Raw genomic sequence first — 22,809 nt, 5'->3', positions numbered from 1 at the left:
ATGCAACGCATGTGCAAAGTGCTGGCTGGAAACGAACAGTGCCGCGACGAACCATTCACAGGAGCCTCAACTGTCCGCCGTTTTCCGGGTGTCACGAGGACGCGGCCGACGTATCGCCCTGCCCACCCTTCTGCCCCGGGCCGTCATGGCCTTCGCGGATGCGCCGCGCACGGCTAGCACCCCGAGCACACCCACGAAACCGATCGGCACGCCCGCCTCCGGCACGAACATGCCGACGACGGAGCCGATGACCAGGATCACATCGGCGAGCACGACCGTGACGCCGCGCCGGCCCGGGTGCTCCTTCACCATCCAGGCGCCGAGCAGGGCCATGCCGGTGAGGGCCCAGTAGCCGAACGCGGCGGTTCCGGTGACGGCCGCGCTGGTGGTCATCCGGGCCGAGTCGCCCACCGCGGAGAAGTAGCCGGTGAAGGCGGTGGTGAGGATGGTCGAGGCGAGGGCGAGGAGGAGTTGGGTGCGGCGGCGGAGGAGCCAGACGGTTCCACCGAGGAGCAGCGTGGCGCAGACCATCACGAAGGATGAGCCGCTCTGGGAGGCGATGGCGAAGAGGGTGTAGGCGGCGGCCAGACCGAAGACGATGCGGGGGAGGAGGCGGACGGCCCAGGGGTCGGATTTGTCCTGGTGGAGGAGGCGGACGAGGCGGGACGGCGCGGGGCTGCCACCGGCCGAACCAGCGGCAGTGGCGGCAGTGCCGTTCGAAGCGTCGGTCGTCGTGCGCGGGGTGCGGCTCATGGGGCGGTCACTCTCCCGTGGCTGTGCGGCGCGCCGCTTCGGACACCCGCCCGCACCATCGGCCGGGCCGCACCGGAGAGCCGCTCCGTGTCCCCGACCATCCGGTCGGGGTCACGCTCGTCGTTCGGGGCGGGCACGGGGCGGCTCCTCGGTGCGGGGCGGGGTCAGGTGGACGGCCGCGGTCGGCTGGACGCGGCCGCTCGGACCACGGGGTCCCGTGGGGCAGGGGCCGGGATCGCGGGCGGCGTCGGATCGGCCGGTGTGGTCCGAGGAGACGCCGGTGTGGGCTGGGGTCTCGGCGCGGGGCCGTGGGTGCGGGACTCGGCGTGGGCGAGGGCGTGGGCGACGGCTGCGGGGTCTGCGTGCCGCTCGATCCGCTGACGCGTCCGCTGCGCCTGGGCGCGGTGGGCGTCTGCCCCTCCGGCTCCGGCTGTGCGCCCTCGCCGTGCCGCTGCTCGCGGAGTTCGCGCGCGTCCTCCCTCGCCAGATAGGCGTCCTTGCGCTGCTCATGCTTGGACTGGCCCAGCCAGCCCCTACGCTGCATCTTGTCCCGGTACTTGCCCTTGAAGGCGAGCTTGTCCACCGCCCAGGCGCCGTTGCGTGCCGTGCTGCCGGCCGCCCGGCCCATTCCCCTGGCCGCGGTGCCCGCGACCCGGCCCGTCTGGCGGGCGGTGGTGCCCGCCGTGGAGACGGCGAGGCCCGGGGCCACGGCGGCGGCCTTGTTGAACGTGGCGTTCGCGGCGTCCCCGACACCCAGGGCGTCCTCCGCACCCGCGACCTGCGGGGAGAACTTCCCGGACAGCAGGTTCTTCAGCAGCATGATGACGGAGATGGTGACCAGCAGCAGCATCAGCAGCTGCATGCCCAGCGGGACCGACAGCGGCAGGATCAGCTGGTAGAAGAGCAGCAGGATGGTCAGGATCACGCCGAAGCCGGCGCGCAGGACGAAGCTGTGAACGAACGTCTGCCACCAACCCCTGAGCAGCTTCTGCTGGGTCGGGTGGATCGAGATGATCGCGACCAGCGGCAACAGGATGATCATGATGAGGGTGACCGAGTGCCACAGCAGCGTCAGCGCGCTGAGCACGACCACCATGATGCCGACGATCAGTGAGGCGATGAGCGCGTAGATCCCCATGGTGATGCGGTTGCCGGGTTTGTGGCCGCTCCACTGCTCGTACACGCGGGACTTCTCGTTCTTGGCGATGTAGTTGCGCAGTTCCCCGTACTGGTTCTCCTTGTGCTTGATGACACCGCCGTCCACCTCCGACCAGTCCTTGTAGTAGTCGAAGTTGGTCACCGACTGGACGTTGACCTGCTTGGCTCGCAGATCGGTGCACCGTGCCTTGTTTCCGAAATCACATGTTTCGGAACCCTTGTACTCCATGCGCTTCTTACCCGGATCGCCGAACTGGCCGATGGCCCACGGGCGGAACGCCAGTGTGTCGTACATGGCGCAGCTGGAAATCCGCATACCGCGCTGCGGCGCGTTGGTGGCCAGGTCGCAGGGCGGTTCGATGTCGTCCACCGCGCCACCCAGTACCGCCTCGGTCAGTGCGGCGTTGCCCTGGGCGATTCCGGAGTCGGCCGTCTCGACCACTCGCGTGTAGTTGTTGTCGACGAGGAACGCCGACACCGCGATCACGACGAACGCCGCCCAGCCCACTCCGGCCCAGACCTCGCGTACGTCGCCCTTGCGCCACTTGCCGAACACCCAGAGCCCGGTGAGCAGGATCATGGTGGGGACGGCCAGTTTGAACACGTTGTCGTTCAGACGGTCGACGACGCTGTTGTCGCCCTCGACCGTGCCCTCGTACAGCGCTGCGAGCGGGCTGGGGTTGGAGGAGATCTCCTTGATGCTGATGGAGGCGCGGGTGATGAACTTGCTGAGGTCGAACACCATCTGGGCGATGGAGTTGTAGATCTCGTTCTGGATGCTGCAGTCGTCGTCGTCGGCTTTCTCTCCACGGTCGCCCTGTTGCGCCTGATCCCGGCTTTGCTGGGTCGAGGACCAGTTGAGACCCCGCATGGCGCCGAGTTCGTAGACGGTGTAGTCGCCGGGATCACCTGGCAGGCGTACGGCGCCGGAGACGAGTTCCCGCTTGCCGCTCCACTGCTGTACCGAAGGGAAGATGTTCTCCGCGGCGCCCGGCATGTCGGCCATTTGGTTGATGCTGTCGGACGTCCAGTCACAGGTGTCGAAGAGGGCCTTCGCCGACTGTGGCGTGGAGAGCGAGAGGGCAACCACCCCGAGCGCAACGAACAGCGCGGCGCGTGCGGCGACACCGGCGCTGACCAGTGTTTTGAGGAGGGAGCGCCTCGGCCGGCGCCGTGCCGGGCGGTCGGCGCGGGGCCGGCTGAGGGTCAGCATGAGAATCCTTCGGGCCGATCAGGAGGGGAAGTAGTCGGTCAGAAGACACCCGTCGACGAGTGCGGGCTCCTGCTGGTAACCACTGGGGATCTCGGCCTCCGGATCGCACGACAGGTACATCAGGCCGGAGCTCTTGAGCTCGTGGGTGGTCTGGGAATCGTCCGGGTCCAAGGCGAAGTCCTTGCCGACCAGAATGCCGCTGTAGCCCTTTTCCTTCAGGGTGGTCTGGAACTGCTTCATGTCCGGTGTCAGGAGCAGGGTGACGATGTCGTCGTACTTGTCCTTGCAGACAGCGCGTTCCTTGATGCCCCACGCGGGGTTGTCGAGCATGTCCGAGTCACCCCAAGCGGGCTCCCTCTCCGCCAGGGAGGACTTGTCGTAGTCCCTTCCTGTCATCAGGTCCAAACAGCCGACGGACTTGTTCAGGAAGTACTCGATGGACGCGATGTCCGAGGCCGAGGGCAGTCCGCCGCTCTTCTCTTCGCCGCCCGCCTCCGAGCCCGGCTTGCCCGCCTCGGTGCTCGTTTTCTCGGAGGGCTGGTCCTTGTCGTCCCCGCCGCATGCCGTCAGGGACGTCGACATGAGCAGGAGGGCGCCGATGGTGAGTGCTCGTTTGATTCGCATGGTCCTTCTTCGGCTGGGTGCTTCGGGTGAGGGGAGCGGCGGCTCGGATGGTGGGAGGTCACACGGTGGCCGTCTCCGAGGCAGTCGTCTCCGGGGCCGTGGGTCGGGCCGGGTCCTCCGCCATCTCCTGCAGGAACGTCCAGTCCCACACGCTCAGCGGCGGGTTGACCCCCTGGCGGGCCGGGCGGGTCGTGCCGTTGGTGTCCGTGGCCGCGAGGATCTCCTTGAAGACCAGGTCGACGGCGACCGTGCCGACGCGCTTGTCGGCGTCGCGCTGCAGGCAGACACCGGTGCGGAGTTCCTGGAGGGCCGCGATGACCTTCGGGTCGTCCTCGGGGCGGCCGAGCAGCGGGGCGACCAGGGACGCCTCCTGCGCGGACTTCTGCTTGAAGGCGAAGACCGTGTGGATCTGGTTGGCGCCACCGCTGCGGGCCTCGGAGTCCTCGATCTGCACCAGGTCGATGGCCTGCTGGGTGATCAGGACGGTGACCGCAAGGTAGGAGCGGCCCTGCTTCAGGGCGCGGCGCATCAGGTCGCGGCCCGACTCCGTGGCCGTGACGACGTACGCCTCGTCCACGAACAGCGCCTTGGGGCGCAGGCCGATCTCGCCCGTCACCGGGTTCTTCTCGTAGCCGACGTCGAGCATCTGGCTGCCGAGTTCCACGACCGCCATGAGGGCCGTCGCCGCGAGCCGTTCCGCCGGGTTCCAGCTGCGCGGGTCCGAGGCGGCGGGTGACTGGAAGCCTCGCAGGGTGATGACCGTACGGCGCTTGCGCATCGCGGACAGCGGCTGCGGGCGCTCGGCGAAGGCGAGCCGGGCGTAGGGGAGGGTGCGCAGCTCGGTGAGGAGCATCTGCGCGAGCTTCAGGTCCTTCGCCGCCTCGCGGTCGTTCGTCGCGATCGCGTGGTCGTACGCCGCCACGACCTCGTCGACGACCTGCCACAACGTCGGGCGGGGCACCTGCTGGTCGGCGTCGCGGGCGGTCAGGCCCTGGTCCACCGCCTGCCGGATCGCGGAGTTGTAGCGGCCGATGACCGTGGCCATCGCCTCGATGACGGGGAGGCGTACGCGCTGGTAGTCCTCGTCGCCGAGGAAGCCGCGCAGCATGGACTCCGCGAGGAGACGACCGGCCGGGACGTCACGGGCGATCACCCACGGGTCCAGTACGCCCGCTTGGCCCTTGAGGAGGTCGACGACCTCGGTCTCCGCCCAGAACTCCGGGTTGACCGGCTGGAACTTGCTGGCCGGGGTGCCCAGCAGGCCCGTCTCCGCGTCGCCGGCGAAGTCCGGGTCGTTCACCTGGGAACCGAAGGCGAGGTAGTAGCAGAGCTGGGCGAAGTCGGTCTTGGGGTCGATGACCAGGCAGCGGACGCCCGACTCGGACTCCTCGTAGAACTTCTGCAGGGCCAGGGAGGACTTACCACCACCGGAGGCCCCGACGATGGCGAGACCACCGCCGTCGTTGCGGGCCGGGCCGACGTGCAGGGAGTAGTGGACCGGCATCTTGCCCGCCCAGCCGACCAGGTTGCCGACCCAGCCGAGCCGCTTGCCGGAGCGCTGCTCGGGGTTGTCGCCCAACTCCGTGCCGGCGGTGGGCAGTCCGGCGCCCAGCTGCTCCACCTCCTGGAGGCGGAGGTAGGGGGCGATGGGGAGCTTCGGCGCGTCGCCCGGGAGTTGGGACTGCAGCAGGCGCCACTGCTGGCGGGTCGGGCGCAGCAGCGTGACCTTCAGGTCCTGCTTGAACTGCATCTCCAGCACCCGGCGGCGGCGCTCCAGCTCCTTGACGTCCGGGGCCGAGATCGTGAAGCGGATCTGCGCCTCCATCCCCGGCATCTTGTGCTCCTCGATGTCGTCGACGAGCTCCTGGGCGCGGGTCACCTGGGTGGCCAGCTTGGTGTCGGGGCTGCGGCCGGAGTTGGCCATGTCGTTCATCTCGTCGACGAGGTTGCCGCGGATCTTGTCGGCGCGGTCCTTGAACTTCAGGTACGGGATGAGCGTGAACCGCATGTCGATCTCGACCGGGAAGTCCACGTGCTGCGCGGCGTACCGGGCCCACGCCGTCGACTGGCGGAAGCGGGTCTCCGCGGGCCAGTTGGCGGCGACCAGGGTGGTGGTGTAGCTGGTCTGCTGCTCGCCGGTGATCTCGTCGTACTGGTTCAGGACGATGTGCGTCTTGCGGTTCTCACCGGAGAAGTCGACGACGAGGTCGAAGGCGTTGGGGCCCCAGGCGCGCGAGCCGAGCACCGGCTCGGGCGGGACCGGCAGGTCGCCGTGGAGCGGCTTGCGGATGAGCCAGACCAGCTCCTCGCGGGTGAGGGGGGTCCCGCGGAGGTTCTCCAGGCTCTCGTGGACCTCGGCTGCGACCTGGGTCCACTCCGCGACCACGGACGGGGACAGGTACTCGTCCGCGACACCGGTCGCGGCGGCGGTGACCTGGTCGGCGGCCCCGCTCACGCCCTTGAGCAGGCCGGGGTCGTCGTGCGGCTCGTCGTCCTGCGACAGCACGCCCGTCCCGCCGCCGGTGCGCTTCACCGAACCCAGCTTCACCAGCAGGATGTTGCGCTCGCGCTTGGCGCCGATGCGCTCCTGGTACTCGGCCTTGCGCAGGTTGTACGCCTTGTAGTTGTCGGTCGGGTCCCAGGCGACCGCGTTGAGGTCCTCCGCCCAGGTCAGCGCGGTGATCGGCTGGTACACCTTGCGGTAGTGGCACTCGACGTTGCGGTCACCGCGGGCGAGGTTGAGCAGACCGCGCGGCGGGCCCTCGGCCATCGCCTGCAGTTCGCCGGCGTTGAGGTACTCGTCGATGGCGGTGGGCAGGACGAGACCCGTCCACACCGAGTCGCCGTGGACGAAGATCATGTCGTCGGCGTAGCGGTAGGGGAGGCGGAGGTCCTCGCGGCGCGCGGAGGCCGAGGAACCGGAGGACCTGGAGCGGGAGGAGGACGAGCTTCTGCCGCCTCCGCCCTGGCCCTGCTTCTTGCCCGACGAGGCGGCCATGATCATGGCGACCACGAAGAAGGCGGCCGCCCCGCCCAGAAGGATCATCATGAACATGGAGGAGTCACCTGCGGTGGATCGAGGTCGGTTGGCGGTGGGTCGGTGCGGAACCGGGGGTCGGTGCGAGACCAATCGGTGCGCGGTAGTGGCTCAGCGGTGCGCCGCGAACGCGGTGCCGCGTTCGGCGGCCGCCCGGCGTGCGTCGTCGTAACGCGCCTGCCAGCGTGGTGAACCGGGGGTCCAGAGGATGACCTGCCAGTGCAGTTCCTCCGGTTCCTGGTCGGCGGAGAGCCCCTGGAGACGCTTGGGCTGGAACCACCAGTCGGTCCACACCACCAGCTGCTGGCTCAGGGTGAGCGCCGAAGGCAGGGGCCGCCCCCAGACGAAGTAGACGGCGAACGGCGGTCCGAAGTAGAGGATCGACGTCCACATCGACATGGCGAGGAACGGCAGGAACGCGGACAGGGTGAACAGCGCGATGAGCCAGACCAGGCCGAAGCCGAAGGCCGCGCCCAGCGCGGGCAGCAGCAGGCCGGGCAGCGGGATGTTGCCCCAGTTCCAGATCCGCTTGGGACGGTTGACCAGATCGGTGTGGTCGTACGCGACCAGCGGCTCCGGTGCCTCCTGGGCCATCGCGGCTGACTCCCCTCGTTCCTAGGGTGGCTGACGTTCCGTCGGACGGACGTCAGTTGTTGCCCTGGCCGCCCTCGCCGCCGCCGATCTGGCTGCCGAGGTCGATCAGCACACCGGCGAGGCCGCTGGCGCCGCCGATGATCAGGGCGGCGAGCGCGATCATGCCGAAGCCCTGGAATGCCTCGCGCATGCCGTCACCGCGCTTCATCGACAGCAGCATGCGGATGCCGAGGACGAGGAGGGCGATGACGGCGACCATCGTGCCGGCGTTGGTGAGGATGTCCTGGATCTCTCCGAACATCGAATCCAGGGTGGCTGCCAGGTACACGGGTGGTTCCTCTCGATCAGACGGTGAAAAGCGTGGTGAAGAGGGGGACGTGGCCCCGCTCAGGACTTGTCGGACTGCTTGTCCTTCGAGGACTGGGGGGACTTGGAGGCGGACGGTGACTCCGACGGGGAGGCGGCGCCGTCCTCATCGGGCGCCGTGTCCTCGTCGGACCCGGTCTCGTCGTCGGGCGCGGCGGTCTCCTCGTCCACGTCGGCCCGGCCGCCCTCCGCGTCCGGCACACCGCCACGGACGTCCTTGATGAACCAGCCCTGGGCCGTGTTCACCACGGTCATCCGGTACGAGCGGTTCACGGCCCCGCCGGCCGGGTCGGTCCAGGCGACGACCACCCGGAGCTGGACGGCCTGGCCGTCGGCGTAGGTGTACGGGTCGGTGCCTTGGACATTCCTCGGTACCAGTGCGTCGACTTCGCTGACGGTGGGCTCGGACAGTTCGCCGGAGAGCCCGGTGGTCGCGGTCTGCGTGGCGTCGGACGTGGTGAAACGGGCCATGGCCGTGGTGTCGGACGCGCCCCATGCCTCGAAGTAGCCGGGCAGCACCTGCTCCCGCAGCTGGTCGGACAGGGTGTCGTCCACGACCTCGGCGTCCTGGTCGACCGGCGGCACGTCCGCGCGGGGCGGCAGCGGCATCTGGCCGACGTCGCCCGCGATGCGCATGCCCTCGCCGGTCGCGAGGTCCTTCACATAGACGGGCACGGTGAGCGTGGTCAGCTTGCCGCCCTCGCTACGGACCTGCACGCCCAGGTAGCGGCCGTGGTCGCCGTACTCGGGCAGCGTCTCGGCGGTGCCGTCCCAGGTGGCGGCGACGGCCTTGCTCGTTCCCTTGCCGTCCCAGCCGCACTCGCCGTCGACGCCGGAGGAGATGTAGCGGGCGAGGTCGTCACGGCGCGTGGACGCGGTCTCGGGGGAGTACGTCATGCACAGCAGCGCGTACTGCTCGGCGAAGGTCGCCGCCTGCCGGGTCGGGAACTCGCTGAGGCGGTACTTGGCCGCGTCGGCGGGGTCGAGCCCGGCGGTCGCGGGCGTCGACGACTTGCCGATCACCAACCCCATCACCCCGCACGAGCCCAGCGCGAACACACAGGTGGTGATCAGCAGGGTGGCCCGGAGGGCGACATGCGTACGGCGGCCACCTGCGGGGATACGGCCACCGGGCTTGGGAACCACGAAGTCGCCGGCGGGGGTGGCCTTGGCGGCGGGCTGGGCGGAAGCGCCGGCGGCCGGACCTGTGGCGAAGGGCCCGGCGTCTGTGCTCCCCGCGGCGGCCCCGGTCGCCGAGGCGGCGCCGGCCCTGAGGGTGAGCGTGGCGTTGGCCGGGACGTTCGCCTGGTGCGCGGGCGAACCCCGGCGGCGTGGGGGCGGTCGGCGAGGCGGGCCGGGCGGCCGAGGCAGCGGCGGGGCCGGTGCCGAACCACCCTTCTTGCGCTGCTCCTTCGCCGCCTTCTTCTGCTCGTACGCGGCCTTGCGGGCCGCCCGCTCGCGCTCGCGCTTCTCCTTCTTCGACTCGCTCGCGGGACGCGTCTCGCGCGGCGGCAGCGCCGGTACGGCGGCCTGACCGGCCTGGGGCGTGTTGCGCACCCAGGCGGCGGCGACCCGCGCGGGCCGCGTCGGAGGAGCTGCTGCGGCTGGGGTGGGAGGCCTGGGGAGCCGCGGGCTGCGCCTGGTGCGGCGCCGGGGCGTTCTGCCCCTGCCCCTGCCACGCCTGCTGCTGCGGCTGCTGCGGCTGTTGGGTTTGTGGGGGAGGACCGAAGGACCCGGGCTGCCCGGAAGGCTGGCCTCCGCCGACCGCGCCAGCAGGGCTGTTGTGGTCTGTCATCGAGTCGGTTACTCCAGCGAGTCGGTTCCCCGTCCGCCTGGGCGGGTCACGACCGCACCGCACGACGGGCCCTGGCCCAGCCAGGTGCGCAGGCAGTGTGACAAAGACCTGTCACCGGACCGCCGCCGCTTTCCCCTCCGGGAGAGCGTGGATTCCCGGCGAGGCGGCCTCCGGGAAAACGGCCGGGAAAAGTGTCAGGGACACGGCGGGAAAGCGGGCTCGCTGTCCTGACCCGCCTTGGGCCCACAATGCGCGGGGCACGCGTGCCGTACGGCGGCGCACGTCCGCGGTACGCACGACGTCCCGGAACACCCTGCACCCGACGGACCCGGCGAAGGACGAGAGTTGACCGACCACAACGGGCACCCGCAGCAGCAGCCCGAACCGCGCGCCTGGGGCGTCCCCCAGCAGACCGTACCGGTCGAGCCGGTCGAGCCGGCGCGGCCTGCGCAGCAGACGCCGCCGGTCCAGGAGACGTCGGTCCAGCACACCCCGCCGACATCGCAGGCGCCCGTTCCGGCCCCCGCTCCCGCCTCCGTCCAGGCTCCCGCCCCCGCGGCCGTACCGGCGGCGCCCCAGGTCTTCCAGGCCGACCACGCCTGGGTCGACGGTTACGAGCCCGGTAACCCCTGGCAGGCGCGGCTGTGCATGGAGACGCCGTACGGCACCTTCACCTATCCCCTCACCCCGCACACGATTCCCGAACTCCTGGAGCAGATGGTCCTGGTGGCCCAGGAGCAGCAGGGGTTGCCGGTCGGTTTCGACGCCGACCCCGAGTCCGGGCCGCTCCCGCCGGACGGGGAGGACGTGGACGTGGACGTGGATCAGCAGGGCCAGGCGCCCGGTCTCCACGGCGGCCGCGCCGCCCGGCTCACCGGCTGGGCCCTCGTCCACGACCTGTGGGAGCGCGAGGACCCGACGGCGCGCATCGTGATGGGCGCTGTGGTCGTGGTGCTCCTGCTCCTCGGCATCGTCCTGACCTGATCCCTCCACCGTCCCCGGCCCCCGACAGCAGCCCGCAGGAGCGGAACGATGAGCGGCACCGAAGCATCCTCCGAACAGCCGGAGTTCTACTTCGCGGACGTCTACGCGTTCGTCTCCGACTACCTCGCCCAGATGGTCCGCCGCCGCGTCAACGGCTCGTCGGCGACCTGGTGCCCCCGCTGGTGGGAGCACCCCGAGGCAGGCGCCCGCCTCTCCGCGCTCTGGCTGGCCTGGGAACACCTGCGCCAGGATTCGGCGCTCGGCATGTCGACGTGGTGGCTGCACCACGCCGACCCGCATCTACGGGTGCTGATGGACGCCGACGCGGGCCCGTTCGCGGCGTGTTCACCCAAGGACGGGCACACGGCCTATCCGTTCGACCCGCTGCCGGTGGACGCCCGGCCGGAGTGAGCGGGACGGACGGGTGGGGGGAACAGCGCGGCCGGAGTGAGCGCGACGAGCGGGCGGGGAACAGCGCGACGAAGCGATGCCGGGCGTACGGGCCGAGACGAGTGCCTCGGACGCCGACGGCCCGCCTCGCCCCTGCCCGGGCGGTGACGCCGGGCGGCCCGTCCGGGCGGCACGGCCAGCCGCCCCCTGCTCGCGTGTCCCGCTCTTTCCCGGCGGCACCCCGTGCTTTCCCCGCCGGGAATCCCTTCGGCTCCCCGCCCCACACCTCCCCCTACCGTGTCCCGGTCACCCGTCGACCGCCGTACCGGCTCAGCACAAGGGAGGCGCGGGAGCGTGGAGTTGCCTGAGGAGAACAAGCGCACGGGGCTGTTGGCCCTGGGGGTGCTCGGCGTTCTCCTGATCGCCGTCCTGACCGTGTTCACCGTCTTCGACGGGGACGAGGGGAGCGACGAGGACGGTGGCTCGGCGAGCCCCACCGCCACCGCCGGCCAGGGCGGCACGGGATCGGGCGGACAGGAGACCTCCGACTCCGACGAGGACACGACGGATGGAGGCCGCGACGCGGCCACCGCGCCGATCGTCTCGGTAGCCGAGGCCGCCGAGGCCCACGGGATCATGACGCGGTACATGGCCGGCATCAACACCTACGACCACACGGCCAGGGCGGCGGCCTGGCGGGCACCGCTGCTCGAACTCACCCTGAACGACGAGCGGATGAAGGAGCTGACGGCGCTGCCCACCGGCAAGGCGTGGGCCACCTGCCAGGCCGAGCGGTGCACCTCCAAGGGCACCGCCGCCGTGGAGCGCGACGCGGTGATCTCCGACGATCTGGTGCGTGGCAGCGGCCGTTCCATCTCCAGCCTGGTCGAGGTGAAGGCCACGCGCACCGAGGGCGGCGAGACCATCACCGAGTCGAACCAGTGGTTGGTGAGCGTCCAGGAGGTCAACGGCAAGTGGGTCGTCTCCGGCTTCGACATCTTCGGGCTCGGTGACGTGGGCGCCTCCGACGACTCGGGGGCGTGACGCGCGATGGTGGCACCGGCGGTACTGGCCGCCGCCGCGAAGGCGGCGAAGGTCGCCAAGGCGGCCAAGGCGGCGGCCCAGGTCAAGAACGGCTCGGGTGGCGGCAAGAAGAACAACAACAAGAAGTGGCTGTGGATAGCAGCGGGTGTCGGATTCCTGCCCCTGGCCGGGAGCGGCACCCTCGTCCTCGTGCTGCTGGGATCGCTCCTCGGAGGCATGGGAGCGGGAGCCGCCGCCGCCTCCTGTGAGGACTACGCCGACAACGCCGAGGCGGGCAACACCGACGACGCGGCGGCCACCAACCCGGTCATGCCGGCCGGGAAGATGTACACGCCGAGCGAGACCGCGCGCAACGAGATCCCGCCGAAGATGATCCTCGCCGCGATGCGCGCGGCCGCCCGCTACGACGGTCTCGACTGGACCATGATCGCCGGGCAGATGTACCAGGAGACCAAGTACGGCCAGGACCCCTCGGCCGCGCCCGGCGGTGCCAACTCCCTCGGCTACATGGGCATCCTGCAGTTCGGCAAACCGGCCTGGACGGACTACGGCGACGACGGCAACGGCGACGGCAAGAGGGACCTGTACAACATCGATGACGCGGCCTACGCCGCAGCCAACTTCCTGCACGCCAAGAAGGCGGAGACCCAGCCCTTCAAGGCCCTCCAGATCTACTCCGGTTCGGCCTCCTCCAACAGCGTCTACCCGCGTGTCGTCCTCACCCAGTCCGCCCGCTACCGAGGCGCGCTCACCGGTGACAAGGACCTCATCAAGCGCTGGTACGCCCATCTGAAGGAGACGATCGAGAAGAACCCAGCCTTCCCCACCCTGGGGAAGCAGTCGGACATCCCCGAGCCGGTCGGCAACGGCGCCCAGCCCAGCCGGGCCCTCAGCATCGCCGCGAGCCCGGCCCGCTCCTGGTCGACGCCCCCGCTGGACGACGGCGGCGACGACACCACCACCGCGATGTCCCTGGCCGCGTACTCCGCAGACGCAGACGCCGGTTCGACGACCCTCGCGCTCCCCGCCGCCAAGCCCGTCACCGGTGGCAAGGACTGGCAGTGGCCTATGAAGAAGGGTACCTACCAGATAGGTACGCCCTACCACAAACAGGGCAACATGTGGAGCCTCGGCTACCACACCGGCCTGGACCTGACGGCCACCACCGGCACGCCGATCTATGCTCCGGCCGACGGAGAGGTCATCGTCGCCGGGCCGGGCGGGTCGTACGGAAACATGACCAAGCTCCGCCACGCGGACGGTGTCATCACGCTCTACGCCCACCAGACCTCGATCAAGGTGTCCGTCGGCCAGTCCGTCAAGCGCGGTGACCAGATCGGCACGATCGGTGCGACCGGCAATGTCACCGGCCCTCATCTGCACTGGGAGGTCCTCGTCCCGGGTGTCGACAACCCGTTCGTCGGCGGCCAGGACCAGGGCCCCGGCATGGTCGACCCGGCGGAGTGGATGGCGGGCCGGGTCACCGCCAACCCCGACTACGGCACCGTCCCGGGCGACAGTAACGGCGAGGGCCGCAACGCGCAGTACGAGGAGTGCGCCGAGGACAACGGCGGCGCGGCCGTCGCCCCCGACGGCGCCGGGGCCTCCGGTGTCCTCCCCGACTCCGACGACCCGGTGATCCGCGCTGTCCTCGGCTGGGCGCAGCGCGGGGTCGGTGTCCCGTACGTGTACGGCGCGCCGCGCCTCCAGGGCCGGAACCCGACCAGCTTCGACTGCTCCAGTTTCACGCAGTGGGCGTACTACATGGCCAGCGACGGGAAGATCAACATCGGCGCCACCACCCGTGATCAGGAGCCCAGGCTCCGCAAGTACGAGGTGCCGCTGTCCGAGGCGCAACCCGGTGACCTGATCTTCTTCCGGCCCGAGGGAGGCGGCTTCTCCGGGCACGTGGGCCTCGTCTGGGATCCCAAGACCAAGAAGATCATCCACGCCCCGCGCCCCGGCAAGTCGGTCTCCTTCAGCACCTGGGACGTCCAGGACGAGATCACGGGCGTCTACCGCGTGCCGATCCCGGCCGGTACGAACGCGGTCGAGGGCGACGGCAAGACCGGTACGGAGGACGCATGAGGCGCACGTTCCTGGTGACCGGGACGATCCTGTCCCTCGGTGTCCTGACCGCATGCGGCGGGAGCGGCGATCCCGAGGACACGGAGGCGACGGAGAGGGCGAAGCCCAAGGCCTCACCTTCAGCCGTGCAGCGGACGGGTCCCGCCTACGAAGGGGGGAGGCTGCCCGGCCTGTCGGCGGAACCGGTGTGGAGCCTGAAGGGCGGCGGCTTCAGGGGCTGCGCCGACGACCCGGCCGAGGCGGCCGCGACCGAGGTCGTCCACTTCGACGCCCAGACCTGTGTGCTGGGTGACGCCGTGGTCCTGACCGAGGACCTGTCGGAGCACTCCGAGGCCGCGGAGACGGAGAGCCGCTTCCGGGCCCGGCTGTACGACCCCGCCACCGGCGAGATCCGTCGGACTGTCGACGTCACGGTCCCCGCCGAGTGGAAGGGCGACCGGGAGCGGTCCCTGGACCGTTTCCTGCAGATCTCCGAGTGGAAGGACGGCTCCCCGGCCCTCCTGGTCGTCTCCGGTGCCGTGGTCGAGCCGGACGGACTGAAGAAGGCCGCGATCACCACGACGTACACCATGTACGCGCCGTCCGGGAAGGAGCTGGGCAGTTCCACCCTCGCCGGTGAGGACGGCTCCGGCCTGAGCGCCGAGGCCGGGCACCTCCTCACGAAGGAGGAGTACAAGAGCGACACGTACACCCCCATCGGCGGCGGCTCCCCCGTCGAGGTCCGCGACCGGGGCCTTGGCCGGCAGCCGCTGGGCCCCGGGTTCGGTTACCGCACCGCCTCGACCTGGTCCGTGGTCGACGGCAGCGGAAGCCGCCTGGTCGTCAGTGACCGCCTCACCGGCAAGGAACTGTGGGACCTCGGGGACGTCGACCGGCCGTCCGCCCTCGCCGCGGTCGAGGACTCCGGCGACCTGGATGCCCGTCTCCTCCCCCTCACCGACGACAAGGGCGTCCTCGCCTGGAAGCAGCCGGGTGACGACGCGGACGACGAGATCCTGACCGTCGTCGACCTGAAGACCGGTCGGCTGATCGCCGAAGGGCCGAAGCAGGACCTCGACGAGCCCTCCCGAGGACGGGGGAACATCGTCCTGGCTCCGGACGGCGGCACTGTGGTCACCCGGTTCGGTGGTGGTGCGGTGGCCTGGGACCCGGGGACGGGCGCCGAACTGTGGCGGCAGGAGGAGGACGAGCACAGCGTCGAACCCTGGGGACTGACGACCACGGATGTCCTCTACGCCTCCGTCGACGGCATGGGGCTCACCGCGCTGGACCCGAGGACCAAGAAGGTCCTGGCCTCCGACCTCGCCCCGGACCTGAGCCCCGGCCTGACCGCCGACGCAGAACCCCTGCAATTCACCACGAACGGCTACGGGGTGTTGGCGGGGACGGACCTCTTCGTCTTCGCCCCGGAGACGAAGCGGTAACCGCGACCGGCACGCATGGTGTGGTGGCGGACGCCGCCCCAACCCCATCCCACCCCAGAAAGGACGGACCCGCGGGTGACCGCAGAACAGCAGAAGAAGCCCCGCGCCGAGGACGACTGGACGATCGAGATCGTCATCGTCGTCGCGATCGTGCTCCTGGGGGTCGTCGGGGCCTGGCTCGCGGCGAAGATCGGCGCGCCGTTCGCGGACGCGCCGGCGCCCGCGTCGAACCCGCTGACGTTCCTCGTCGCCCTGGTCAAGGGCGACTACAGCTGGCCGGGGTCGCCCGCCAGCGCCGTCGCCGCCGCCGAGGCCGTGCTGCTCGGCATCCTCGGGACCGCTGTGTACCGCATGGTGCAGCGGTTCAAGAAGAAGCCCAAGGTGGACGGGGCGGCGCAGCATCTCGCCAAGGGCGAGGAGCTGGGCAAGCTGACGATGAAGGGCGCGGCGGCCATCGCCGAACGGCTCGGCGTGAAGGCCCAGACCCCCGGTGTCTTCATCGGACGGTCCGTCAAGGGCCGCCAGCCGCTGTTCGGTTCGTACGAGGACATGCACGTCGACATCTGGGGCCCGCGTACCGGCAAGACGACCCGGCGGGCGGTCCCGGCCATCCTCGACGGGCCCGGCGCGGTCCTCGTCACCTCCAACAAGCGGGACATCGTGGACTCCACCCGGGGCCCCCGTTCCGCGCGCGGCCCGGTCTGGGTCTTCGACCCGCAGCAGGTCGCCGCCGAGACGCCCAGCTGGTGGTGGAACCCGCTGTCGTACGTCACCGACGTGGCCAAGGCCCGCAAGATGGCCGACCACTTCGCCAGCGGCTCGCGGGACGCCAACGCCTCCACGGACGCCTTCTTCGACCCGGCCGGCCAGGACCTGCTCGCCAACCTCCTCCTCGCCGCCGCCTGCGGCAAGATGCCGATCACGCAGATCTACACCTGGCTGTCCAACCCCAAGGACGACACCCCGGAGCGGATCCTGCGCGGCTCCGGGCACACGATGGCCGCCGACGGCCTGAGCGGTGTCCTCACCGCCCCCGACAAGCAGCGCAGCGGCATCTACGGCGTCGCCCAGCAGATGGCGTCCTGCCTGATCAACCCGGAGGTCAACCGCTGGGTGACCCCGCCCGCCGACCCGAACGCACCCCAGTTCGACCCGCACGCCTTCGTCCGGACCGGCGGCACCCTGTACTCCCTCTCCCGCGAGGGCCGCGACTCCGCCGGACCACTGGTCACCGCGCTCACCGTCGCCGTCGTCGAGGCGGCCGAGGAGTACGCCACCACCCAGCGCGGCGGCCGCCTCCCGCTGCCTCTCGTCGGCGTCCTCGACGAGGCCGCGAACGTCTGCCGCTGGCGCACGCTGCCCGACCTGTACTCCCACTACGGCTCGCGCGGCATCATCCTCATGACCATCCTCCAGTCCTGGGCCCAGGGCATCGAGGTGTGGGGCGAGCGCGGCATGGAGAAGCTGTGGTCCGCCGCGAACATCCGCGTCTACGGCGGCGGTGTCTCCGACACCCGCTTCCTGGGCGATCTCAGCGAACTGGCCGGCGAGTACGACATGCGCGAGTACCAGGCGAGCCGTGAGTCGGAGTTCGGCGGCTGGAGCGGCAACCGCACGGTCAGCGAGTCCGTCAGCCGCCAGCGCGTCCTAGGCGTGTCCGACCTGGGCGCCATGCCCGCGGGCCGCGCCCTGGTCCTCGCCTCCGGCACCAAGCCGGTCCTCGTCGAGACGATCCCGTGGTGGGAGGGGCCGTACGCCCGCGAGGTCCAGGAGTCGCTGCGCAAGTACGACCCCGGGGCGCGCTGAACGCGAGGCGGGAGCCCGGCGCACGCCCTGAGGCCTCGCCGGCCCGGCCGGGGTGAGGCCTCGGTGAGGCCGGGGCGGACGCGCCGCCCCGGCCTCACCGCCTCACACCTCGATTTCGCCGCCGCGGGGTCCGGACAGATCCGGCGGCGGCTGCTGTGCACCCCCGGACCGTCCCGCTCCGCTCTCCCCGGCATCGCGCCCCGCCGCGGGCGGGTCCTGGGAGACGCCCACCTGCCACAGGGGTGTCGCGCTCTCGGCAGGGGCGGTACCGCGAGGGCTGCCGGTGCCGCCCTGATGCTGGGGAAGGCCCACCTGCCACAGCGGCGTCTGCTGCTCGGGCGAGGCGGCACTCCGGGCGCTCTCGGCCCCGGCCTGGAGCTGCGCGCCCTGCCGGCTCTGTCCGCCGGGCGCGTCCTGTGTGCTCTGCGTGCTCTGCGTGTTCTGGGCGTTCTGCGGCAGACCCGCCTGCCAGATCGGTGCGGGAGCGCCGGGTGCCCGGCCCTCCCGCACCGGCCCGGCCCGCTGCACGCCGACCCCGGGTTCCGGCCCCTCCGTCGCGGGCGACGCCTGTTCCGGCGCGTCGGGCCTGAGCAACCGCCCGTCGGGTCCCTGCACCGTACGCATCAGGTCCCGCTCCTGAGCGGTGACCAGAGCCCTGGGGTCCCGGCGCGGCAGCGGAGTCCGCTCCATCGCGGCCTGAACGGTGGCTTCGGCGGCGTGTTCCCAGGAGTACTGCTGGAGGATCTCCCGAATGCGAAGGGCACCGGCCTGGCGCTGGGGGAGGTCCTGCCTGAGCTGATTGATCGCCTGCATCCATGCGTGTGCGCGGCTGGTGCCGTCAGTCGGCTCCTTCACCACGCATGCTCCACCGATCTCCGGCGGGAACCTGTCGGCATCCTGGAGGAACAGCGCGGCGCCGCTCTCCTCGTTGACCAGAACCGGCACGCCATGGCCCAGGCCCTCGGACGCCACCATGCCGAAACCCTCGTGCTTCGAGGGCATGATCATCGCGTGGGCGGCTCTGATGTCCTCGTTGAGCTCGTCCACGCTGCTCGTACGACCCTTGACCGTGACGTTTCCACCGCTGAGCTTGCGCAGCAGTTTTCCCTCGCGCTCCATTTCGGCCTCGGGAACACCACGGACGGTGAGATGGACGGGAACACCTGCCGCATTCAGCCGAGCCACTGCCTCCGCGGCGTCCTGCACGCCCTTCAGGGGATCGTTCACCCGCCCCATGACCAACAGGTTCAACCGGTCCGGCTCCGGGTCGTGTTGCACCGGATCATAGATCTTGGTACCCGGAACGAACTCGTGGGAGTGCGGAATGTGATCGCCCTCGGCGGAGAGGTCTCTGCTTGCCTGCGCCAGCAGTGGGCCGACTCCGGCCACGACGTCCGAACGCTCCATCAGACCGCGTTCGATGCCGGAGTCCTTGGCAGCCTTGGCTTCGGCCCTCTCGGGCGTGAGGCCCCGTACGAACGGAAGCCGCTCGGGGCTCGTGTGCAGGAAGTGCACCAGACGCGCGTCCTGGTACCAGTTCTCCCGCAGCCCGGCGGCGGCCGGCCCGGAGAACCGCGAGTGCCCGATGATGATGTCGTACGGCTGGGCCGCCGGGTCCTCCAGTCCGTACTGCCGAGGGTCCTGGCCGGCCAGGTGTGTCAGCCAGTCCCGCCGCTCCATCGGCTGCGGTTCGCCCTCCGCGCCCGGTCCCGGCTCCATCAAGGGCGGTTGCGTCTGCACCGTTCTCTGAATGCCCTGGTGTGCGGGCATGTCGGGATTGGCCGTGAACAGCGTGACGTTGTGCCGACGGGCGAGAGCCTCGGCCAACTCCTGGTTGAAGACCTCCGCGCCGCCCTGGCCTCTGCCGCTGTTGTCGGAGACGACGAGAATGTTGTAGCGCGCTTCGGACACCGATTCCCCCGTGTTTCGCAACCTTCATCCGTCCCGTCTCAGAAGCCGAATGTCGCCCTGAGTTCGCGGCCGATTCCCTGGGCGATGAAGTCCGTCAGGTCGTAGGAGGAGAGATGCATGACACCGCACTGGGCGCCCGGGTGGATCCTCGCCGCGTACTCGTCCAGAAGCTCCGCCAGGATCTCCGCGCGGACGGCGGAGATGGCGACGTCTTCGGGGTTCCCCTTCTCACGGAAAATGCGGCGTTCGTTCGGGTGGGGAGCCCTCGGCTTTCGCCCCAGCGTCACACTGCGTTCGAAACTCTCGGCCTCGGTCGCGATCGAGTCGGGAACCGGCTGCCCTTCGTGCCAGTCCACCCCCAACAGCGTATGCACCCGCGGATCGATCGTCTCGTGCCGCTCCCGCCAGTACAGCCCCGACCGCCCGGCCAGCAGGTTCTGCAGGTCGTCGGCCGCGATCGTCGTCGCCGGAGTCACCGAGAAGTCCCCGTGGTCCCGCATGTCCTTCAGGGACGGCAGGTTTTCCGACGCACGCCAGGCCGCGCGGGACATGGTCTCGTACCGCGTCTGCAGGTCGTCCACGTCGGACGGCCGGTGGAACACCCGCGCCACGTCGACCGTGCCGACCGGGTGCGGGGTAGGTGTGGGCAGGCCGATGGCCGCCCTCAGTTCGTCGGCCGCCTCGTGCAGTAGACGGCTCAACTCCGCGGTGTCCGCGGCGATGGTCACCGGGGGACGTCCCGCCGCCAGCCGGTGGACCAACTCGTCGAGCGGGCGACACAGCACCATCATGTGGCCCTCGGGGATCACCACGGTCCGGCCCGGCACCATGTAGTCGTCCGGGTAGGGCTCCATCCGCGGCTCGTAGGGGCCGGGATCCTCGGCCAGCCGGGCGGTCCACTCGGCGACCGCCTCGGCGAAGGTGATCGGCCGGTCGACGGGGCCCGACGCGCGACGGGAGATCAGATGACGTACCGGGTCGGACGGTTCACCGGCCTGCGGCTCGGGCGCCTCGGAGACGCTGAGGGCCGCCTCCAGCGCGCGCCAGGCCTCCCGGCGTTCCTCCGGCCAACCGCCACCCGGGCTGTCCAGGCGCCACACACGGGTCTCTTCCACCCACAACATCCGCGCCGCCGCCGAGTACACGAGGTCGTAGGCGTCGGCAAGCTGCATCTGGCCGCTCATCCCGGCTCTCCTTCACGACTGATCAAGTAACTCACATTCTCACACTGCGCTTTAGCGAAGCGGTGAAGATCAAATCGGTGGGGGCGGGTCCTTCGGTGAGCGTCGGGCGAAAGCCGAGGACGGCAGTTCGCGTGCCTCGCACGGAGCCTGCGCGTGCGTCAGGTGTGCCCCCGTGGACGGCTCAGGGCGCTGAACCATCTACGGCCGAGTGACGTCTCACCAGGTGAAACGCGTAGGTCGCCGGTTGGGGAGGCACTCATGGCCATGGTCGGACTGTTCTGGATCGCCGAGGACGGTGGGGTGTACGTCGGGGCGCAGCCGGAGGGGTTCGGGCTCGGGGTGCGGCTGACGCGGGACTGGGTGGAGGGGCTGGGGACCGGGCAGAGCGCGGTGTGGGGCTGGTCGGAGATCAAGTCCGCCACCGTGCGGTACGTGCGGGTCCGGTCCGGCGCCCGGCTGCTCGCCACCACCGCCGTCGACCTCGTGACCCACGCCGTCGCCGGCGGCGGGGACGCCGCGGCCGCGTTCGAGGTGCACCTGGAGACCGCCGACCGGACCGTGGAGCTCAACGCGCTGTCGGCCGCGGCCCTCGGCGGTTACGTCCAGTCCGAGTACGACCTCTCCGTCGCCCTGCTGGACCGCCTCGTGGCGGGTACGGCGGACGTCGACACCCTCGCACGCTGGGGCCGCGACCACGCCGCCGAGGGCACCCCGCGACGCGAGCGGCGCGAGGCTCTGTTGCGGGAGTGGGCGGCCGTGGCCTGAGCCGCCGGGAGCGGGCGGTCGTGGCCTGCGCCCAGGGCCCGAGCCGCCGGGGTGTCCCGCGCGGTGTCTCTCTCCCGCCCGCGCGTTCCCGGGAACCCCGTTCCCCTCGTCCGCCGTCCCCCACAATGACCACTGGACACCGGGACACCGGAGGGACACATGACCGCACGGGACACTCCGTCAACCACCCCGCAGGGCGCTCCACGGGACACCGCACGCGGCACCGCGCGGAACAGCGGTGTCTCGGTCACCCACGACCTGGAGCCGCACGACTGGTCGAACGAGGAGACCGCGGCGTACGAGGCCGCGATCGAGGCCGTGAACGGCGCGGTCGGCGCGTACAGCGCGCGCATCGCGGCGGAGGAGGCCAAGGACGCCCCCGACACCGCCGTCATCGAAGCCGCGCGCGCCGCGCAGGGACGGCTGGCGAAGGAGCGTGAACGGCTGCGGTCGGCCGACCGGGAGCAGATCGCCGAGGCCCGCTCGCACTACGCCCGGCTCGCCCGCGAGGTCATGGCGGACCTCACGTGACCGACCCGGCCGAACACCGGTCCAGTGCGGGGCCCCAGTCGACCCCGCCGCAGCCCAGCTCGCCGCCCCGGCCCGGCCTGCCGTCCCAGGCCTCCCCACCACCCCAGCCCAGCCCGCCGTCCTCGGCTGCCCCGCCGCCACCCCGGCCCGCTCCACCCCCGCGCCAGATCGACCCCGCCGAGGTGGAGCGGCACAGGCTGTCCGACGCCGAGAACCGGCGGATCTTCCGCGAGCGGATCGTCCCCGACCTCCTCGCGGGCCGCCTCGGGCAGGAGACCCCCACCGTGGTCTTCCTGGTCGGCCAGCCCGGCGCGGGCAAGAGCCGGGTCACCGAGATGGTCGCCGGCGCACTGAACCGGCACGGCGGCTTCGCCGACGTCGACAGCGACCTCTACAAGCCGTACCACCCCGCGTACGCCCGGCTGATGGCCGAGGACGACACCCTGATGGCCGCGTACACCCGTGCCGACGGGCGGGCCTGGATGGCCCAGGCCGAGGCGTACGTCCGCGAGCACGGGCTGCACGCGATCATCCAGGAGACCTCACAGAACGCGCGGGCCGTGGAGGAGAAGATGCGGGCCTACCGCGACTCCGGCGCCCGTGTCGAGGCCCTGTTCATGGGCGTGCCGCAGGCGATGAGCAACCAGGGCATCGTCAACCGGTACTTCGAGCAGCTCGCCGACCGGGGCCAGGGACGGCTGACCGTGCAGTCCAACGCCGACGAGTCCTACGTCGGCATCCTCGAACTCGCCGACCGCGTCGACCGGGGCGCCCTCGCCGACCTCGCGAGTGTCTACCGCCGGGGTGAGAGCAAGCCGCGCTACAGCAACTCCCTCGACGGCACCGGCAACTGGGCAGGCCCGCCGGAGCTGCGCCAGGCCCTCGCGACGGAACGGGCCCGCCCCTGGACGGCGGCCGAGAGCGACTCCTTCGTCAGTACGCAGCTGCGCCTGCGCGAAGGCGCACAAGTCCTGGGCCCCGAGTGGCCGGACCGCCTCACCCGCATCGAGGACCAGGCCCGCCCCTGCTGACCCCGGCCACCGCCGCCCGGCTGCCCTCCACGGCACCGTCGCCGCCACAGCCCTCCATGACGCCTCCGACGCCTCCGACGCCTCCGACGCCTCCGACGCCTCCGACGCCTC

18 protein-coding genes are annotated in these 22,809 nt (G+C 70.9%); 9 read left to right on the top strand and 9 right to left on the bottom strand.

Annotated features, from left to right (window positions below):
• Window positions 1-66 precede the first annotated feature (66 nt).
• From E4N62_RS15505 to E4N62_RS47980, 7 genes are all read right to left on the bottom strand, one after another.
• Window positions 67-753 carry a hypothetical protein gene (locus E4N62_RS15505; protein WP_230214985.1) on the bottom strand — a complete coding sequence of 229 codons (687 nt, stop codon included), beginning with the start codon at window positions 751-753 and terminating at the stop codon, window positions 67-69.
• Window positions 754-760: 7 nt separating this feature from the next.
• On the bottom strand, window positions 761-3,124 hold the full coding sequence (locus E4N62_RS47985; protein WP_268269450.1) for a hypothetical protein: 2,364 nt from the start codon (window positions 3,122-3,124) through the stop codon (window positions 761-763).
• An 18-nt stretch (window positions 3,125-3,142) separates the two neighbouring features.
• A complete protein-coding gene (locus tag E4N62_RS15490; RefSeq protein WP_230214980.1) occupies window positions 3,143-3,748 on the bottom strand; it encodes a hypothetical protein in 606 nt (201 codons plus the stop codon).
• 58 nt (window positions 3,749-3,806) lie between these two features.
• Window positions 3,807-6,803 carry an ATP-binding protein gene (locus E4N62_RS15485; RefSeq protein WP_230214979.1) on the bottom strand — a complete coding sequence of 999 codons (2,997 nt, stop codon included), beginning with the start codon at window positions 6,801-6,803 and terminating at the stop codon, window positions 3,807-3,809.
• Window positions 6,804-6,896: 93 nt separating this feature from the next.
• The gene (locus E4N62_RS15480; protein ID WP_230214978.1) at window positions 6,897-7,379 is read right to left on the bottom strand and encodes a hypothetical protein; all 483 of its coding nucleotides are present in this window, start codon (window positions 7,377-7,379) and stop codon (window positions 6,897-6,899) included.
• 52 nt (window positions 7,380-7,431) lie between these two features.
• Window positions 7,432-7,707 carry a TrbC/VirB2 family protein gene (locus tag E4N62_RS15475; RefSeq protein WP_184905623.1) on the bottom strand — a complete coding sequence of 92 codons (276 nt, stop codon included), beginning with the start codon at window positions 7,705-7,707 and terminating at the stop codon, window positions 7,432-7,434.
• 59 nt (window positions 7,708-7,766) lie between these two features.
• On the bottom strand, window positions 7,767-9,302 hold the full coding sequence (locus E4N62_RS47980) for a conjugal transfer protein (protein WP_308185068.1): 1,536 nt from the start codon (window positions 9,300-9,302) through the stop codon (window positions 7,767-7,769).
• A 583-nt stretch (window positions 9,303-9,885) separates the two neighbouring features.
• Between E4N62_RS47980 and E4N62_RS15460 the strand changes: the two genes are divergently transcribed.
• The 6 genes from E4N62_RS15460 to E4N62_RS15435 all read left to right on the top strand — a co-directional run bounded on the left by E4N62_RS15460 (window position 9,886) and on the right by E4N62_RS15435 (window position 17,276).
• Complete coding sequence (locus tag E4N62_RS15460; protein ID WP_230214977.1) at window positions 9,886-10,524, top strand: hypothetical protein; 639 nt, start codon at window positions 9,886-9,888, stop codon at window positions 10,522-10,524.
• A gap of 48 nt (window positions 10,525-10,572) precedes the next feature.
• A complete protein-coding gene (locus E4N62_RS15455; protein ID WP_230214976.1) occupies window positions 10,573-10,935 on the top strand; it encodes a DUF4913 domain-containing protein in 363 nt (120 codons plus the stop codon).
• Between the two features lie 333 nt (window positions 10,936-11,268).
• Window positions 11,269-11,958, top strand: coding sequence for a hypothetical protein (locus E4N62_RS15450; protein WP_230214975.1), 690 nt, complete (start codon window positions 11,269-11,271; stop codon window positions 11,956-11,958).
• Window positions 11,959-11,964: 6 nt separating this feature from the next.
• Entirely contained in the window at window positions 11,965-14,046 is a 2,082-nt protein-coding gene (locus E4N62_RS15445) for a peptidoglycan DD-metalloendopeptidase family protein (protein WP_230214974.1), read from the top strand.
• Window positions 14,043-15,470: a PQQ-binding-like beta-propeller repeat protein gene (locus E4N62_RS15440; RefSeq protein WP_230214973.1), complete on the top strand. Its 1,428-nt coding sequence runs from the start codon at window positions 14,043-14,045 to the stop codon at window positions 15,468-15,470. Before E4N62_RS15445 ends, E4N62_RS15440 begins: the two co-directional genes overlap by 4 nt.
• A 75-nt stretch (window positions 15,471-15,545) precedes the next feature.
• Complete coding sequence (locus E4N62_RS15435) at window positions 15,546-17,276, top strand: type IV secretory system conjugative DNA transfer family protein (protein ID WP_230214972.1); 1,731 nt, start codon at window positions 15,546-15,548, stop codon at window positions 17,274-17,276.
• Window positions 17,277-17,378: 102 nt separating this feature from the next.
• On the opposite strand, the gene E4N62_RS15430 is transcribed toward E4N62_RS15435, so the two are convergent.
• Entirely contained in the window at window positions 17,379-19,187 is a 1,809-nt protein-coding gene (locus E4N62_RS15430) for a glycosyltransferase family 4 protein (protein WP_230214967.1), read from the bottom strand.
• A gap of 38 nt (window positions 19,188-19,225) precedes the next feature.
• Window positions 19,226-20,371 carry a hypothetical protein gene (locus E4N62_RS15425; protein ID WP_230214965.1) on the bottom strand — a complete coding sequence of 382 codons (1,146 nt, stop codon included), beginning with the start codon at window positions 20,369-20,371 and terminating at the stop codon, window positions 19,226-19,228.
• 258 nt (window positions 20,372-20,629) lie between these two features.
• On the opposite strand from E4N62_RS15425, the gene E4N62_RS15420 reads away from it, so the two are divergent.
• The 3 genes from E4N62_RS15420 to E4N62_RS15410 all read left to right on the top strand — a co-directional run bounded on the left by E4N62_RS15420 (window position 20,630) and on the right by E4N62_RS15410 (window position 22,698).
• Complete coding sequence (locus E4N62_RS15420) at window positions 20,630-21,136, top strand: hypothetical protein (protein WP_230214963.1); 507 nt, start codon at window positions 20,630-20,632, stop codon at window positions 21,134-21,136.
• 159 nt (window positions 21,137-21,295) lie between these two features.
• Window positions 21,296-21,667 carry a hypothetical protein gene (locus tag E4N62_RS15415; protein ID WP_230214961.1) on the top strand — a complete coding sequence of 124 codons (372 nt, stop codon included), beginning with the start codon at window positions 21,296-21,298 and terminating at the stop codon, window positions 21,665-21,667.
• Window positions 21,664-22,698: a zeta toxin family protein gene (locus E4N62_RS15410; RefSeq protein WP_230214959.1), complete on the top strand. Its 1,035-nt coding sequence runs from the start codon at window positions 21,664-21,666 to the stop codon at window positions 22,696-22,698. The genes E4N62_RS15415 and E4N62_RS15410 overlap by 4 nt, the downstream gene beginning before the upstream one ends.
• The last annotated feature ends 111 nt before the right edge of the window (window positions 22,699-22,809 follow it).

The organism is Streptomyces sp. MNU76, from assembly GCF_020982545.1.
Taxonomy (GTDB): Bacteria; Actinomycetota; Actinomycetes; order Streptomycetales; family Streptomycetaceae; genus Streptomyces.
This window is presented reverse-complemented; position numbering and strand designations above follow the sequence as displayed.